Annotated in this window: 20 protein-coding genes and 1 tRNA gene; 14 read left to right on the forward strand and 7 right to left on the reverse strand. The window is 76.6% G+C overall.

Translation table 11 applies throughout. The features are described 5' to 3' along the window. Window positions 1-18: 18 nt before the first annotated feature. The 5 genes from BUE37_RS05285 (at window position 19) to BUE37_RS05305 (ending at window position 4,174) form a co-directional block, all read left to right on the forward strand. Window positions 19-756: an MBL fold metallo-hydrolase gene (locus tag BUE37_RS05285; RefSeq protein ID WP_073419025.1), complete on the forward strand. Its 738-nt coding sequence runs from the start codon at window positions 19-21 to the stop codon at window positions 754-756. 39 nt (window positions 757-795) lie between these two features. Then, window positions 796-1,764 carry a DNA polymerase domain-containing protein gene (locus BUE37_RS05290; protein ID WP_073419026.1) on the forward strand — a complete coding sequence of 323 codons (969 nt, stop codon included), beginning with the start codon at window positions 796-798 and terminating at the stop codon, window positions 1,762-1,764. Window positions 1,765-1,879: 115 nt separating this feature from the next. Beyond that, on the forward strand, window positions 1,880-2,365 hold the full coding sequence (locus tag BUE37_RS05295; RefSeq protein ID WP_073419584.1) for a DUF4262 domain-containing protein: 486 nt from the start codon (window positions 1,880-1,882) through the stop codon (window positions 2,363-2,365). Between the two features lie 221 nt (window positions 2,366-2,586). Beyond that, window positions 2,587-3,462 (forward strand): alpha/beta hydrolase family protein, encoded by an 876-nt coding sequence (locus BUE37_RS05300; protein WP_217651131.1) that lies wholly within the window; start codon window positions 2,587-2,589, stop codon window positions 3,460-3,462. Window positions 3,463-3,586: 124 nt separating this feature from the next. Then, window positions 3,587-4,174, forward strand: coding sequence for a QsdR family transcriptional regulator (locus tag BUE37_RS05305; RefSeq protein ID WP_139252822.1), 588 nt, complete (start codon window positions 3,587-3,589; stop codon window positions 4,172-4,174). A 15-nt stretch (window positions 4,175-4,189) separates the two neighbouring features. Here the strand turns inward: BUE37_RS05305 and bcp are convergent, their stop codons facing one another. Next, window positions 4,190-4,678 carry a thioredoxin-dependent thiol peroxidase gene (bcp, locus tag BUE37_RS05310; protein WP_073419028.1) on the reverse strand — a complete coding sequence of 163 codons (489 nt, stop codon included), beginning with the start codon at window positions 4,676-4,678 and terminating at the stop codon, window positions 4,190-4,192. Window positions 4,679-4,726: 48 nt separating this feature from the next. Continuing rightward, window positions 4,727-5,131, reverse strand: a complete 405-nt coding sequence (locus BUE37_RS05315) for a YjbQ family protein (RefSeq protein ID WP_073419029.1) — start codon at window positions 5,129-5,131, stop codon at window positions 4,727-4,729. A gap of 98 nt (window positions 5,132-5,229) precedes the next feature. Here BUE37_RS05315 and rph point away from each other — a divergent pair, with 98 nt between their 5' ends. From rph to BUE37_RS05335, 4 genes are all read left to right on the forward strand, one after another. Beyond that, a complete protein-coding gene (rph, locus tag BUE37_RS05320) occupies window positions 5,230-5,955 on the forward strand; it encodes a ribonuclease PH (RefSeq protein ID WP_073419030.1) in 726 nt (241 codons plus the stop codon). Continuing rightward, window positions 5,952-6,563, forward strand: a complete 612-nt coding sequence (gene rdgB / locus BUE37_RS05325) for an RdgB/HAM1 family non-canonical purine NTP pyrophosphatase (protein ID WP_073419031.1) — start codon at window positions 5,952-5,954, stop codon at window positions 6,561-6,563. Before rph ends, rdgB begins: the two co-directional genes overlap by 4 nt. 66 nt (window positions 6,564-6,629) lie before the next feature. Continuing rightward, window positions 6,630-7,142, forward strand: coding sequence for a pyridoxamine 5'-phosphate oxidase family protein (locus tag BUE37_RS05330; protein ID WP_073419032.1), 513 nt, complete (start codon window positions 6,630-6,632; stop codon window positions 7,140-7,142). Between the two features lie 65 nt (window positions 7,143-7,207). Next, entirely contained in the window at window positions 7,208-8,299 is a 1,092-nt protein-coding gene (locus BUE37_RS05335) for an HPP family protein (RefSeq protein WP_083628305.1), read from the forward strand. A 13-nt stretch (window positions 8,300-8,312) separates the two neighbouring features. Here BUE37_RS05335 and BUE37_RS23680 read toward each other — a convergent pair whose 3' ends face one another. Next, window positions 8,313-9,170 carry a hypothetical protein gene (locus tag BUE37_RS23680; RefSeq protein ID WP_073419033.1) on the reverse strand — a complete coding sequence of 286 codons (858 nt, stop codon included), beginning with the start codon at window positions 9,168-9,170 and terminating at the stop codon, window positions 8,313-8,315. A gap of 199 nt (window positions 9,171-9,369) precedes the next feature. On the opposite strand from BUE37_RS23680, the gene BUE37_RS05345 reads away from it, so the two are divergent. Then, entirely contained in the window at window positions 9,370-10,290 is a 921-nt protein-coding gene (locus BUE37_RS05345) for a DUF6910 family protein (protein ID WP_073419034.1), read from the forward strand. Between the two features lie 10 nt (window positions 10,291-10,300). Here BUE37_RS05345 and BUE37_RS05350 read toward each other — a convergent pair. Next, a tRNA-Leu gene (locus BUE37_RS05350) sits at window positions 10,301-10,381 on the reverse strand. Between the two features lie 90 nt (window positions 10,382-10,471). On the opposite strand from BUE37_RS05350, the gene BUE37_RS05355 reads away from it, so the two are divergent. Together BUE37_RS05355 and BUE37_RS05360 are read left to right on the forward strand one after the other, a co-directional pair. Next, entirely contained in the window at window positions 10,472-10,732 is a 261-nt protein-coding gene (locus BUE37_RS05355) for a DUF3618 domain-containing protein (protein ID WP_073419035.1), read from the forward strand. Between the two features lie 4 nt (window positions 10,733-10,736). Further along, window positions 10,737-11,234 carry a DUF427 domain-containing protein gene (locus BUE37_RS05360; RefSeq protein ID WP_073419036.1) on the forward strand — a complete coding sequence of 166 codons (498 nt, stop codon included), beginning with the start codon at window positions 10,737-10,739 and terminating at the stop codon, window positions 11,232-11,234. Between the two features lie 3 nt (window positions 11,235-11,237). Here the strand turns inward: BUE37_RS05360 and BUE37_RS05365 are convergent, their stop codons facing one another. Beyond that, entirely contained in the window at window positions 11,238-11,855 is a 618-nt protein-coding gene (locus tag BUE37_RS05365; protein ID WP_073419037.1) for a TetR/AcrR family transcriptional regulator, read from the reverse strand. 121 nt (window positions 11,856-11,976) lie between these two features. On the opposite strand from BUE37_RS05365, the gene BUE37_RS05370 reads away from it, so the two are divergent. Further along, window positions 11,977-13,077 carry an EAL domain-containing protein gene (locus BUE37_RS05370; RefSeq protein ID WP_245794290.1) on the forward strand — a complete coding sequence of 367 codons (1,101 nt, stop codon included), beginning with the start codon at window positions 11,977-11,979 and terminating at the stop codon, window positions 13,075-13,077. Here BUE37_RS05370 and BUE37_RS05375 read toward each other — a convergent pair. After that, complete coding sequence (locus BUE37_RS05375) at window positions 13,055-13,645, reverse strand: histidine phosphatase family protein (RefSeq protein WP_425432414.1); 591 nt, start codon at window positions 13,643-13,645, stop codon at window positions 13,055-13,057. The two genes, BUE37_RS05370 and BUE37_RS05375, sit on opposite strands and share 23 nt — an antisense overlap. 50 nt (window positions 13,646-13,695) lie before the next feature. Between BUE37_RS05375 and BUE37_RS05380 the strand changes: the two genes are divergently transcribed. Then, window positions 13,696-14,550 carry an aldo/keto reductase gene (locus BUE37_RS05380; RefSeq protein ID WP_073419038.1) on the forward strand — a complete coding sequence of 285 codons (855 nt, stop codon included), beginning with the start codon at window positions 13,696-13,698 and terminating at the stop codon, window positions 14,548-14,550. 18 nt (window positions 14,551-14,568) lie between these two features. Here the strand turns inward: BUE37_RS05380 and BUE37_RS05385 are convergent, their stop codons facing one another. Then, window positions 14,569-15,021, reverse strand: coding sequence for an STAS domain-containing protein (locus tag BUE37_RS05385; RefSeq protein ID WP_083628309.1), 453 nt, complete (start codon window positions 15,019-15,021; stop codon window positions 14,569-14,571). Window positions 15,022-15,197: the final 176 nt, after the last annotated feature.

Here is a 15,197-nt window from a genome sequence, read left to right on the forward strand (position 1 = left end):
GGTCGTTAGCCTGACGCCGTGAGGCTCACGGTCGTCGGCTGCTCGGGCAGCGGCCCCGGGCCGACGTCGGCGGCCTCCTGCTACCTCGTCGAGCACGACGGGTTCCGGGTGCTCCTCGACCTCGGCAACGGCGCGTTCGGCGCGCTGCAGGCGCTGGCGGACCCGGACTCGATCGACGCCGTCTACCTCACCCACCTGCACGCCGACCACTGCCTCGACGTCGCGCCGATGGTCGTGTGGCACCGCTGGTCGGGCCGTTCCTCGCGCCGCCGGGTGCCGCTCATCGCGCCCGCCGGGGCCGACCGCCGGCTGGCGCAGGCGTATGACGCCGACGGCGCCCCGCTGACCGACGTCTTCGACTTCGCCGTCACCCCGGTCTCCGCCGTCCTCGGGCCGTTCGAGGTGCGGACGGCGCGCACCGCGCACCCCGCCGAGTGCCACGCCATCCGGCTGACGGCGCACGGGTCGTCGCTCGTCTACACCGGCGACACCGGGCCGAGCGCCGCGGTGGTCGACCTCGCGCGGGGCGCCGACGTGCTGCTCGCCGAGGCGGCCCACCCCGAGCGCGACGACCTGCCGCCGGACCTGCACCTGACCGGCCGGCAGGCCGGCGAGGCCGCGGCCGCCGCCGGGGTGCGCCGGCTCCTGGTCACGCACGTGCCCGCCTGGGTCGACCCGGCGGCTCAGCTCGCCGCTGCGCAGGCGGTGTTCCCCGCCGCCGAGCTGGTCCGGCCGGGCGCCACGTACGTCGTCTGAGCGCTTGCCCGCCGCGCGGCCGGCGGGCACGGTGGCCCGGTGGCCGACGAGGAGCGCGACGGGGTCCGGCTGACCAGCCTCGACCAGCCCCTCGGTGACGGGCTGGGGGTGACCAAGGGGGACCTGGTCGACCACCTGGACCGCTTCGCCGACCGGATCGTGCCGCAGCTGGCCGGGCGGCCGCTGTCGGTCAAGCGGGTGCGGCCGGGCCAGGAGCCGTTCATGCAGCGCAACGTGGCCAAGGGGGCCCCGGACTGGGTGCGCACCGTGCCGGTCTGGTCCTACGGTGCGCACCGCGAGGTGCACCAGGTGCTCTGCGACGACCGCCGCACGCTGCTGTGGCTGGCCAACCAGCGTGCCGTGGAGTTCCACGTCCCCTTCTTCCAGGCGGGTGCGGAGACCGCGCCGACCGGCATCGTGCTCGACCTCGACCCGCCGGAGGGCGCGGACTTCGACGTCGTGGTGGCCGCCGCCGGCCTGGTGCGCGAGGCGCTCGACGCGGCGGGCCTGGCCGGGGCGGTGAAGACCAGCGGGTCCAAGGGCGTGCACGTCGTGGTGCCGGTGCGCGGCGTCGGCCCGGAGGACGCGGCGGCCGCGACCCGCGCGCTGGCCGCCCGGGCCGCCGCCCTCGACCCGGACGTGGCGACGACCGCCTACATCAGGGAGGACCGGCACGGCCGCGTCTTCCTGGACTCCACGCGCTCGGGCTCCTCGACCATCGTGGCCGCCTACAGCCCGCGGATCCGTCCCGGACTGCCGGTGTCCGCGCCGGTGTCGTGGGAGGACCTGGCCGCCGTCCGCCCCGGCGACGTCACGGTGACGACGGCGTCCGGGCGGCTGGGCGACGGCGACCCGTGGACGGCGCTGCTGCCCGACCCGCAGGAGCTGCCGGCGGACCTGCTCGCGGAGGGCCACACCATCCCGGTCGCCCGCGTCCAGGCGATGCACGAGGGCAAGCGGCGGGCCCGGGCGAAGCGGCAGGCGGGGGAGGGGGCGGCGGGGGACTGAGCACGGACGTCCGGGCACCGACGTTCTGGGCACCGCCGTCCACAGGCGCGCCCGCCGTCCACGACCGGGGGAACGCCCGGCCGTCCTGTCGGTGCCCGACCGCAGGCTCTCCGGCATGACGTCCGACCCGCAGACCACCGCCTGGCTCGACCAGGAGGACGCCCACCTCGCCGCCGTCATCCGCCGCTCCCGCTTCGCCGTGCAGTACGTGGGTCCCGGCGAGCAGCCGGGCGAGCCGGCCTTCGGCTACACGATCGGCCTGTTCGGGCTGGGCCACCCGGAGCTGGTCGTCGTCGGGCTCGGCGCCACCACCACGCACGCGCTGCTCGACGCGGTCGCCGGCGAGGTCGTCCTCGGCCGGTCCCTGGTGCCGGGCGAGCTTCTCGACGAACCCGCCGTGCGGGGTGGCCTGGTGGTGGAGGAGTGCCCGAACCCGGGGGAGGTCCTCTTCGGCGCGAACCGCTGGTACCGCCGCCCGCCCGAGTACTCCGTGCCCGCCCTGCAGCTGACGTGGTCCTCCCCGCCCGGCTCGTTCCCGTGGGACCCGGGCTGGGACGGCGGTCGGTACGGTCAGCCGCGGCCCGGGACCTGGACCGCCTGACGCCACCGGCCCGGCGAAGACGCAGGTGGGGGCGCGACACGCCCGGAGTGGAACATCCCGGAGAAATGTTCCAGCGACCCCTTCCGCCGGGCGGACCCGCCCGTTACGTTTCGGTCACGCAGAGGCGTGACGCAGACCACAGAGAGTGGGCCCGGCGCCGAAGCGGTCCGTCCCCTCCCGCGGTGGGTGCTGCGTGCCCGCGGTTCCTCGAAAGGACCTCCGTGCGAATCCGACGTCTCCTGACGGGCGCTGTCGCGGCGACCGTCACGGCCCTGGCGACCGTGGTCGCCGGCACCTCCCCGGCCAGCGCCGACGAGTCCTGGTGGCGCGGGCCGGCGCCCACGCAGGCGAGCATCTCCGCGGCCACCGGGCCGTTCGCCAGCACGTCGACCACCGTCTCGGACTTCTCCACCCCGGGCTTCGGCGCGGCGACGATCTACTACCCGACGACCACCACGCAGGGGACCTTCGGTGGCGTCGCGATCTCGCCGGGCTACACCGCCGGCCGGGAGACGGTCGCCTGGCTCGGCCCGCGGCTGGCCTCGCAGGGCTTCGTCGTCATCGTCTTCGACACCAACTCCCGCTACGACCAGCCCTCCGCGCGCGGTGACCAGCTGCTGGCCGCGCTGGACTACCTGACCCGCTCGAGCTCGGTCCGCGCGCGGGTCGACGCCAACCGGCTGGCCGTCGTCGGCCACTCCATGGGCGGTGGCGGCACGCTCGAGGCGGCCAAGGACCGGCCGACGCTGCGGGCCGCCGTCCCGCTGACCGGCTGGAACACCGACAAGACCTGGCCCGAGGTGCGCACGCCCACCCTGGTCATCGGCGCCGAGAACGACAGCGTCGCGTCGGTCAGCAGCCACTCGATCCCGTTCTACAACTCGCTGACCAACGCGCCCGAGCGGGCCTACCTCGAGCTCAACGGCGCCAGCCACTTCGCGCCCAACAGCCCGAACACGGTGATCGCGGCCAACACGATCGCCTGGCTCAAGCGGTTCGTCGACACCGACACCCGGTACTCGCAGTTCATCTGCCCCGGCCCGTCGGTCTCGGCGTTCGGGGACGTCTCCGACTACCGGAACACCTGCCCGGTCTGACCGAGCCGCGCACCGCCCCCGGGGGCGGCCACCGTCCTCGCACGGTGGCCGCCCCTCCCGCGTCCGGGGGAGGGGCGGCCGTGCACCGTGTCCCCGCCGCTCGCCCGGCCCCTAGGCTCGGGCCGTGATCGCGCCGAGGGAAGAGGTCGTCCACCGGGCGGCGCGCACCCTCCTGGCGGGCGAGCGCCTGGACACCACGACGCTCGCCGCGCAGCTCGGCATCTCCCGCGTGACGCTCTTCCGGCGGGTCGGCAACCGCGACGCCATCCTCGGCGAGGCCATGTGGTGGCTCGCCGAGCGCACCCTGCGCCGCGCCACCGAGGCCCACGACGCCCGCCCCGAGGGCGCCGAGCCGCCGGGCCGGCTGCGCAGCCTGGCGATCGCCGAGGACTTCCGCCACGTGCTCGGCACCGCGCCGTCGCTGCGCCGGTTCATCGACGACGAGCCGACCACCGCGCTGCGGGTGCTCACCGACCCCCGCGGTCGCGTGCAGCCCCGGCTCGCCGAGGCCTACACCGCGCTGTTCGAGCGCGACGTCGAGGAGCGGGGGCTGACGCCGGAGATCGCGCTGCCGCTGCTGTCCTACGCCGTGGTGCGGCTGGGGGAGTCATTCCTCTACTCCGACGTCATGGTCTCCCGCGACCCCGACCTCAAGGCGGCCACCACCGTCATCGACGCGCTGGTGACCGGCGTGCTCGGGGTGCGCGACTGAGCCGGGGCGACCGGCTCAGCCCAGCCCGAGGTCGCGGCGCAGCTTCGCGACGTGGCCGGTGGCCTTGACGTTGTAGGCGGCCCGCTCGATCCGGCCCTCGGCGTCGACGACGAAGGTGGAGCGGATCACGCCCTGCACCTCCTTGCCGTACAGCTTCTTCGTGCCGAACGCGCCGTAGGCGGCGAGCACCGACTTGTCCGGGTCGGAGACCAGGGTGATGCCCAGGCCCTCCTGCTCCCGGAAGCGGGCCAGCTTCTCCGGCGGGTCGGGCGAGATGCCGATGATGTCGAGCCCGGCCTCGGCCAGCTCGCCGGCCGCCGCGGTGAAGTCGACCGCCTGCGTGGTGCAGCCGGGGGTCAGCGCCGCCGGGTAGCAGTACACGATCACCCGCCGGCCGCGGCGGTCGGCGAGGGAGACCGGGGTGCCGTCGGCGTCGGGCAGCGTGAAGTCCGGCGCCGGGTCACCGGGCGCCAGGCGGACGGGTGCGGGCGCGGTCTCGCTCATGACCGGCATCCTGCCGTGCCCCGCCGACGCCGCGGGGGGAGGGGCGCGTCAGCCCCGCAGGAACGACAGCCGCACCTGCCGCTGCGGGTTGTCGCGGTTGGGGTCGACCAGGCAGATGCGCTGCCAGGTGCCCAGCTGCAGCCGCCCGTCGAGCACCGGCACCGTGGCGTGCGGCGGCACGAACGCCGGCAGCACGTGGTCGCGGCCGTGGCCGGCGCTGCCGTGCCGGTGCCGCCAGCGGTCGTCGCGGGGGAGCAGCTCGTCGAGCTGGGCGAGCAGGTCGTCGTCGCTGCCCGACCCGGTCTCGATGATCGCCAGCCCCGCCGTCGCGTGCGGCACGAAGACCTGCAGCAGCCCGTCGCCCTCCCCGCGCACGAACTCCTCGCACTCCCCGGTCAGGTCCACCACCGTGGGCACCCCGCCGGTCCGGACCGTCCGCAGCTCCGATCGCACCGGGCGATCCTGGCATCTCGCCCGGCGGGCGGCCGGGCGGCCGCCTCGTCGCGGGACCCTCCGGGCCCCCCTCCTCGACGGCACTACTGTCGGGGCCCGTGACCCGCCCCGACGGCCGCGCGGCCGACCAGCTCCGCCCGGTCAAGATCACCCGCAACTGGCTCGACCACGCCGAGGGCTCGGTGCTCGTCGAGTTCGGCCGCACCCGCGTGCTGTGCGCGGCCAGCGTCACCGAGGGCGTCCCCCGCTGGCGCAAGGGCTCGGGCCTGGGCTGGGTCACCGCCGAGTACGCCATGCTCCCGCGCGCCACCCACACCCGCGGCGACCGCGAGTCGGTGCGCGGCAAGATCGGCGGCCGCACCCACGAGATCAGCCGGCTCATCGGCCGCTCGCTGCGCGCCGCCGTCGACCTCGGCGCCCTCGGCGAGAACAGCATCGCCCTCGACTGCGACGTCCTGCAGGCCGACGGCGGCACCCGGACGGCGGCCATCACCGGCGCCTACGTGGCCCTCGCCGACGCCGTCTCGTGGCTCGCCGACCGGAAGAAGCTCGCCGGCAAGAAGGCGCCGCTGGTGCAGTCGGTGTCGGCGGTCAGCGTCGGGGTGGTCGACGGCGAGCCCCGGCTCGACCTCGCCTACGAGGAGGACGTCCGCGCGGGCACCGACATGAACGTCGTCTGCACCGGCGAGGGCGGCTTCGTCGAGGTGCAGGGCACCGCCGAGGGCGCGGTGTTCGACCGGCCCACCCTCGACCGGCTGCTCGACCTCGCCGTCGCCGGCTGCGCCGAGCTCACCCGGATCCAGCAGGAGGCCCTGCAGCGATGACCACCCGCCTGCTCCTCGCCACCCGCAACGCCGGCAAGCTCGCCGAGCTGCAGCGGCTGCTCGCCGACGCCGTCCCCGGCGTCGAGGTGGTCGGCCTGCGCGACGTCCCCGAGTACCCGGAGGCGCCCGAGACCGGCGCGACCTTCGCGGAGAACGCCCTGCTCAAGGCCCGCGAGGCCGTCCGGTACACCGGGCTGCCGGCCGTCGCCGACGACTCGGGGATCGCCGTCGACGCCCTCAACGGCATGCCCGGGGTGCTCTCGGCGCGCTGGTCGGGCCGGCACGGCGACGACGCCGCGAACACCGCGCTGCTGCTCGGCCAGCTCGGCGACGTCCCCGACGAGCGGCGCGGCGCAGCGTTCGTCTGCGCGGCCGCGCTGGTCACCCCGGACGGCGCCGAGGCGGTGCTGGAGCGGCAGTGGCGCGGGCGGGTGGTGCGCGAGCCACGCGGCACCCACGGCTTCGGCTACGACCCCGTCTTCGTGCCCGACGGCCTCGAGCTCACCTCCGCCGAGCTCGAGCCCGCGGAGAAGGACGCCCGCAGCCACCGCGGCCAGGCGTTCGCCGCGCTGGTGCCGGAGGTCGCCCGGGTGCTGCGCGCGGGCTGAGCGCCGGCGGGGGCGATGAGTCCCGGGCGCCGCAGGGGTCTGCACTCCGACCCCCGAGGAGGAGCCGTGACCACGATCGTCCCGCGCACCGACGTCGACGTCCGCTACGGCGAGCCCGGCGCGACCGCCCGCCCCTGGGAGGAGGCCGAGGACGCGCTGCGCCGCGCGCAGATCACCTGGATCTCCACCGTCCGGCCCGACGGCCGCCCGCACGTCACCCCGCTGCTGACGGTGTGGCGCGACGGCGCCCTGCACTTCTGCACCGGCGCGCACGAGCGCAAGGCCCGCAACCTGGAGACGAACCCGGCCGTGGTGCTCACGGTGAGCAGCCCGGCGGGCGGCGGCCTCGACGTCGTCGTCGAGGGGGTGGCCGAGCGGGTCGCCGACGACGACCGGCTGCGCGGGCTGGCCGCCGCGTGGGAGGCCGACCACGGCCCGGAGTGGCGCTTCGAGGTGGCCGACGGCGCGTTCGTCGACCCCTACGGCGGCGCGCTGGTGTTCCGCGTCGCGCCGGTGACGGTGTTCGGCTTCGCACGGTCCCCGGCCAGCCAGACCCGGTGGCGTTTCGGCCCGGCCTGATCCGGCACCCCGCCGCGTAGGGTGCCGCCCGCGGCGGGCACGGGCACCCGCGGGGGAGGAGCGGCGTGCGCGCGGACCGGCGGGCGTGGATCGGCGGCCTGCGGCCGGGGCCGGTGGGCTACCGCCGCTCGGAGGTGCTCCGCGGCGGGCTCGGCGCGCTGCTCGGCATCGGGCTGGCGGGGCTGAGCGCGTCGCTGGTGCCGGGCGGGCCGGCCGGGCTGCCGTGGATCGTCGCGCCGATGGGCGCCACCGCCGTCCTGCTCTTCGCCGCGCCCGCCAGCCCGCTGGCCCAGCCGTGGCCGGTGCTCATGGGGAACACGCTGTCCACGCTGGTCGGCGTCGCCGCCGGCAAGCTGCTCGACGACGTCACGCTGGCCGCCGCGGTCGCCGTCGGGGTGGCCATCCCGCTGATGATGGTGCTGCGCTGCGTGCACCCGCCGGGCGGCGCCTGCGCGCTCTTCGCCGCCGTCGGCACGTCCGCGGTGGCCGACCACGGGTGGCTGTTCGCGCTGTGGCCGGTCGGCGTCGACACGGTCGTGCTGCTCGCCGTCGCCGCCGTCGTCAACAACCTCACCGGCCGGCCCTACCCGCACGTGCCCGAGCCGCCGGCGCCTGCCCCGGGGACGGACGCGCCGCCCACCGAGCGGGTCGGGCTGCGGGCCGAGGACGTCCGGGCTGCCATGCAGCGGCTGGACCGGGGCCTCGACGTCCTGCCCGGGGACGTGCTGGCGCTGGTCCGCGACGCCGAGGCGCACGCGCTGGACCGCCGGCTCGGGCAGCTGCGCGTCGGCGCGCTGATGGCCCGCGACGTGCGCACCGTGCAGCCGCAGGAGACCCTCTACCGCGCCCGGATGCTGATGAACCAGCACGCGGTGAAGGCGCTGCCGGTGGTGGACGCGGAGGGCCACGTGGTCGGCATCGTGACGGTGTACGACCTGTTCAACCTCGACGTCGTGGCGCTGACGCCGGTGTCGGAGGTGATGAGCAGCCCGGTCACGACCGTCGGCGAGGACACCCCGGTCTCCGAGCTCGTCGCGCTCATGGCCGACCGCGGGCTGCGGCACCTGCCCGTCGTCGACGGGGCGGGCCGGCTCGCCGGGATCGTCACCCGCTCCGAGCTGGTGGCGGTGCTGCACCGGGCGCTCGTCGGCTCCTGAGCGCCCCGGCGGGTCAGCCGGTGGGCCCCCCGGTCGTGCCGGCCCCGGTCCGCGGCGCCTGGGTGGTGGGCTCCGCCGGCGCGGTCTCCCCGGCGTCGTCGCCGGACCCGGGCTCCTCCTCGGAGCCCTCGCCGGACCCGTCGCTTCCGCTCTCGGTCGCCGGGGTGCTCTCCTCGGGCTCCTCCGTCGGCGTGCCGGTCTGCTCGGCGTCGTCGGTGGACGTCTCGTCCGCGGGCGTCCCGTCGGCCGGTGCCGTGCTCGCCGGGGCCTCCGTCGTCCCCTCAGCGGGGTCGCCGGTCTCCGCGGGGTCGTCGGTGGTGTCCCGCGAGGAGGAGGCGTTGGACAGCTCGCCGATGGTGGTCGAGGACGAGGACGTCTCCGTGCCGCCGACCAGCGCGGACACCGGCTGCTGGCCCACCAGCTCGATGCCGGTGACGATCACCATCGCGGTGACGAAGACGGCCGCGGCGTACGCCCCCACGCGCACCCACCGGGGCCGCCGCCGGGCGGGCGCCCGGCGCGGGTCGAGGGCGGGCGGCAGTTCGCGGGTCGCCGCCTCGCCGGCGGTGCCCGGCGCGGGGGCCGGCCGGTGCTCGCGGGCCCTGCGCAGCTTCTCGCTGGTGCTGGTGAGCGAGGCGCTGTAGAGCGCCGACCCGACGGTGCTCACGATGCTGGCCAGCGCCGCGCCGATGACGGTGCCGGCGACGCCGAAGAAGGACAGCACCACCGCGGAGGAGACCGCGGCGAGCGCACCGGCGGCCACCTGCACGGGGCTGAGCTGGAGGCGGGCCGGCTTCTCGTCGGCCTTCTCGTCGGGCGTCTCGTCGGCGGGGCCGGGACGGGGGGCGTTCTCGCTGCGCGGGGAGGTCATGGGCTCCGACGGGTCGTGTCCGGAGGACGAGCGTGCGGGGAAGAGGGACCGGCCCGGCGGACCTCGCTGTACGACCGGGCGGTCCTCCCGACCGTACGACGGCTCGCGGCCGTCTGCAGCGGCCCCGGACCCGACCTCAGCGTGCCGACCTGCGGAAAGACGGGTGTGTCACGCCGGGCCGGGTGGGCAGTCAGGAGCGGTGCGGATCGACGTCACGGCCGTGCGCGAGCTGCGCTTCGACGACGGCGCCCCGGTGACCGCGGCCTCGGGGATCGCCCCGCTCGGCGACGGCTGGCTGGTCGTGCAGGACGACGCGACGTGGGCCGCCTGGCAGCGCCCCGGCGGGGTCGGGCCGGTGCGGCTGTTCCCGCCGGTCGAGGGCCACGACCGCTTCTCCGAGGCGGCCGGGACGAAGGCGCTCAAGCCCGACCTCGAGGTCGCGTGCCCGGTGGAGGCCGGCGGGGAGCCCGGCGTGCTGCTGCTCGGCTCCGGGTCGGCCGCGCGGCGCACGCGGAGCGCGCTGGTCACCCTCGACGGCGGGCGGCCGGCGGTCCGCACCGCCGACCTCGCCCCGCTGTACGCCGCCGTCGCCGCGCGCCTCGGCGTGCCCGCGGGGCAGCTCAACCTGGAGGGGGCGAGCCGGGCGGGCGACGTGCTGCGCTGGTACCAGCGCGGCAACCTCGCCGCCGGGGTGCCGAATGCCGCCGTCGAGGTGCCGCTCGCGCCGCTGGTGGCGGTGCTGCTGGGGCGCGCCGGCGCGGAGGCGGTGCCGCTCGGGCGGGTGCACGTCCTCGACCTCGGGGAGGTGGCCGGCGTGGGGCTGGCGGTCACCGACGCCGTCGCCCTGCCCGACGGCCGCGAGCTGCTGTCGGCCGCGGCGGAGGACACCCCCAACGCGGTCGACGACGGCCCGGTGGTGGCCACCGCGCTGGTGCTCGCCGACGGCGGCCGGGTGCTCGACGTCGCGCCGATGCCGGAGGTCGGGGGCCGCGTGGCCAAGGTCGAGGGCCTGGCGCTGCGCGGCACCGACGGCGACGCCGTCCACCTGCTCGCCGTGGTCGACGCCGACGACCCGGACCTGCCGTCGCCCCAGGTGGAGCTGACCGTCTCGCCGGGCTGAGCCGGCCGGGTGCGGGAGGCGGGAGTCGAACCCGCACGCCCGAGGGCACCAGATCCTAAGTCTGGCGTGGCTGCCGTTACACCACTCCCGCGTGGCCGCCGAGTCTAGGCAGGATCGCCCGGCCGGGTGCCCGTGATCGCCGGAACGGGCCGGTCGGCGCGGCGTCTGGCAGGCTGTCGCCGTGCCTCGCGACCCACGAGAGATCCAGCTGGAGATCGACGCCGCCCGCGAGTCGCTGGCGGCCACCCTGGACCAGCTGGCCTTCCGCGGCAGCCCCACGCGCCTGAAGGCCCAGGGGCAGGCCGCCGTCGTGCGGTTCCTGCAGTCCCCGGCCGGCAAGGCGGCCATCGGCGGCCTCGGCCTGCTGACGTCGCTGGTCGTCGCCCAGAAGGTGCGGCAGCGCAGGCGCACGAAGCGGACGGTCGTGCGCCGCACGCGCTGAGCCGGTGCGCACCCCGCGACGCGACCCGGCCGGCCCCGGGCAGGAGTCGGTCTGGGACTACCCGCGCCCGCCCTCGGCCGAGGTGACGCCGCGGCGGGTCGTCGTCGAGCTCGGCGGGCGGGTCGTCGCGGACACCACCCGCGCGGTGCGGGTCTGCGAGACCAGCCACCCGCCGGTCTACTACGTGCCCCGCGACGACGTCGCCCCCGGCGTGCTGGAGCGCGCGCGGGGGTCGTCGTGGTGCGAGTGGAAGGGCGCGGCCACCTACTGGGACGCCGTCGTCGACGGGCGCCGGTACCCCGCCGTCGCCTGGTCCTACGAGCAGCCCACCGCCGGCTACGAGCACCTGCGCGGCGCGCTGGCGTTCTACTCGAGCCGGGTGGAGCGGGCCACGGTCGACGGCGAGCAGGTGCGCGCCCAGGCCGGCGACTTCTACGGCGGCTGGATTACCGGCGAGGTCGTCGGCCCGTTCAAGGGCGAGCCGGGCACCCTCGGCTGGTGAGCCTCAGGCGCCGCGGCGGATGGCCGGCAGGACGAGGGTCTCGAGGACCGCGTCGGCGTACTCGTGGTCGACCGGCTCGCGGGTGACCAGCCAGCGCTGCACGAGCAGGGCGGTGCTCGCCTCGGCCGGGATCGACTGCGGCATCTCCGGCCCGACCTCGCCGCGGGCCTGGGCCCGGGCCCACATGTCGGCGTAGGCGCGGCGCCACACCGCCAGCGGGCCCTCGCGGTAGGCCTCGATGAGGGCCGGCTCGTGCTGCATGGCCGCGAGCAGCGAGCGGGTGGCCGCGCCGACCGGGCTGGCCATCATCTCGACCATCCGGTGCACCAGCTGGCGCAGGTCCCCCTCGAGCGAGCCGGTGTCGGCGTCGACCGTCCAGGACCGGTTGAGGTCGGAGACGGTGTCGACGACGAGTTCCTGCTTGGTGCGCCAGCGGCGGTAGATCGTGGCCTTGCCGACGCCGGCCTCCGCGGCGACGGCGTCCATCGTGAGCGCCCCGTAGCCGACGTCGCCGAGCAGCCGCAGGATCGCGGCGCGGATGACGTCGTCGCGGCTGGGGTCGCGGGGGCGCCCTCCGCGTCCGGTGCGTGCCGGCGGCTCGGTGATCAGTGCGGCGGCCATGGGGGGACCCTAGGGCCTCCGGGGTCCCGCGCGGTCGCCCGGCGGCGCGACGGCGTCCCGGATCTGGTGCGTCCGGTGCGCCTGGTCGCGGGGGGACGCACCGTCGGTCATCCTGCAGCGCGTGTCGAGTCCGGTGTCCACGGTGCTGCCCCCGGCCCGGCGGCGCGAGACGTGGGACCTCCCGGAGGCCGCCACCCGGGTGCTGCTGGCCAGCCCGGCCGAGCACGTGCTGCCCGACGTGGCCGCCGTCGCGCGGGCGGTCGGCCTGTCGGTGTTCTCCGCCCCGGGCGTGCTCGACCTCTCCGACGAGCGCGACGGCCTGCGGGTGGAGCTGTTCTTCGACCGGATCTCGCGGGAGCTGACCGGGGCCGAGGCGGAGTCCGTGCGCGTGGCCACCGACCCGGCGAACGAGTACACGGCGCTCGTGCGGGGCCTGCTGACCGCGCCCACGCTGGCGCAGGAGCTCGCCCGGCGGGGGGTCACCGCGGAGGTCGGCGTGCTGGCGGAGGCGGAGCTGTGGTCGGCCTACCAGCCGATCGTCGACCTCGCCGACCGGTCCGTCGTCGCCCACGAGGCGTTGCTGCGCGCCGACTCCGACGGCCGCGCCGTCGACGGCGGGGACCTGTTCTTCGTCGCCGACTCCGCCGGCTGGCTGCCGCGGCTGGACCGGGTGGGCCGCGAGTGCGCGATCGCGGGCGCGGCGGGGTGGCTCGGCGGCGCCGACCTGTTCGTCAACACCCAGCCGACGTCGGTGCTCCAGCCCGGCGCCGACCTCGCCAGCACCGTCGAGGCGCTCGAGGCCGCGGGGATCGCTCCCGGGCAGCTCGTGCTCGAGGTGGGGGAGCGGGCCGCCGTCGCCGACCGCGGCCACCTGCTCGCCGTCCTCGAGGCCTTCCGGGAGCGCGGCTGGCGGGTGGCCCTCGACGAGGTCGCCGCCGGCTGGTCGAGCGCCTCGCTGCTCGACGTCGTCCGGCCCGAGGTGGTCAAGCTCGGCCGGGCGCTGGTGTCGGCGCTGCCCGACGACGGCGCCCGCGCCGTCGTGCGCACGGTCGCGGCGCACGCCCACGCGCTGGGCGCCGTGGTGGTGGCCGAGGGCGTGGAGACCGAGCAGGCAGCCGAGGAGGTCGCGGCGCTGGGTGCCGACCTGGGTCAGGGCTGGCTGTTCGGCCGGCCCGCCGCGCCGGTGCCGGCCGGGGAGGTCAGCCCAGTCCCCACCCCGTGAGCACCGGCCGCGCGTGCTCGTGGCCGAGGACGCCGTAGGCGCCGGCGGGGAGGGCGAACAGGGCGCCGGCGGCGGGCTCGAGGCCCAGCCAGCGCGCGGTGAGCACGCGCAGCACGTGGCCGTGCGCGACCAGGGCGACGTCGCCGTCGTCGAGGCGCGCGCGGGCGCGGGCGAGCACGCGGTCCACCCGCTCGCCGACCTGCTCGAGGGTCTCGCCGGGGGTGTCGCCCGCGACGACCGGGTCGCGCCAGACCGACCACTCGCGGCCGAGCCCCTCGCTGATCTCGGCGGTGGTGCGGCCCTCGTAGCCGCCGTAGTCGAGCTCGACGAGGTCGTCGTCGACGCCGGTGGCGGTCAGCCCGGCCAGCTCCGCGGTGCGCCGGGCCCGCTGCCGCGGGCTGGTCCACACCTCGACGATCGTGCGGCGCGCCAGCGCCGGGGCCAGCGAGCGGGCCCGCTCCTCGCCCTCGGGCAGCAGCGGCAGGTCGGTCACGCCGGTGTGCTGGCCGCTCTTGCTCCACTCGGTCGCGCCGTGCCGCAGCACCAGGATCTCGCCCACGCCGCCCATCGAACACGCCCCGGGGAACACCTGCGCGGGCTGGTGTGCTGGCACCGGGCATGACCACTGCTCAGCTCAGCGACACCTTCGCCCTCGGCGGCGACCTGACCGTCCACCGTCTCGGCTACGGCGCCATGCAGCTGCCCGGCCCGGGCGTCTGGGGCGAGCCGGCCGACCGGGACGGCGCGCTGCGCGTCGTGCGCGCCGCCGTCGAGCAGGGCGTCGACCTCATCGACACCGCCGACTCCTACGGGCCCTTCGTCAGCGAGCAGGTCATCGCCGAGGCGCTGCACCCCTATCCGGAGGGCCTGGTCATCGCGACCAAGGCCGGCCTGACCCGTCAGGGCCCCGGCATCTGGACGCCGGTCGGGCGCCCGGCCTACCTCAAGCAGCAGGTGGAGCTCTCCCTGCGGCACCTGCGGGTGGAGCGCATCGACCTCATCCAGCTGCACCGCATCGACACCCAGGTGCCCCTGGGCGACCAGCTCGGTGCCTTCAAGGAGCTGCAGGAGGAGGGCAAGGTCCGCCACATCGGCGTCTCCGAGGTCTCGGTGGACCAGCTGCGCGACGCCCGCGACATCGTCGACGTCGTCAGCGTCCAGAACCTCTACAACCTCACGAACCGGCAGTCGCAGGACGTCCTCGACTACGCCACGGAGAACGGCATCGCGTTCATCCCGTGGTTCCCGATCGCGACCGGCGACCTCGCCGCGCCGCACAGCCCGGTGGCCGACATCGCCCGCGAGCTGGACGCCACCCCTGCGCAGGTGGCGCTGGCCTGGCTGCTGCAGAAGTCGCCGGTGGTGCTGCCCATCCCGGGCACCAAGTCGGTCGACCACCTGACGGAGAACATGGGCGCCGCCGGTCTCTCGCTCTCCGACGAGGACATGGCGCGCCTGGACGCCCTGGCCTGAGACGTCCTGGCCGGGGGCTCAGCGCCGCCGGTCGAGGACGAACGGGACGGTCGGGGGCAGGGGCGCCTCGCGCCCGTGCAGGGGGTTGGGCTCCGGGTGCCGGCGCTGCGCCGGCACCCGGCGGTCCGGCCGCGGGGGCACGGGGTCCTGCCCGCTGAGCGGGCCGTCGAGCTCGAGCCGCGCGCCGAGCCCGGCGTCGGCGACCTGGCGGCGGACCGCCGCGGGCGCGCCCACCACCCGGAGGCGGCGGCCGGCCGCGGCGAGGGTGTCGCTGAAGCGGGCCAGCGCCTGCAGGCCGGTGCCGTCGCCGAAGCGGGCGCCGGCGACGTCGACGACGACGCTGCCGGTGCCGCGGCCGGCGGCGTCGGTCAGGGCGGCGACCAGGCGGTCGAGGGTCGACCGCCCGGCGTCTCCGGTGAGGCGGACGACCACCTGGGCGGGAGCAGGAACGAGTGCGACGGAGAGGTGCACGGGGACTCCGGGGGACTGCGGGCGCCGCTGGGTTCGGGCACCGGGGACGAACGTAGTGCGCGCAGCCGCAGCTCACAACGGGGAGTGCTCGGTCGGTAGCTGAACGTCCTGGCCTCGGGCTCGGGGAACATCCGGCGTCCGTGTTACATCTCCCACGTCCTCCCCGGTCGTCCGCA

Source organism: Geodermatophilus nigrescens, from assembly GCF_900129495.1.
Classification (GTDB): domain Bacteria; phylum Actinomycetota; class Actinomycetes; order Mycobacteriales; family Geodermatophilaceae; genus Geodermatophilus; species Geodermatophilus nigrescens.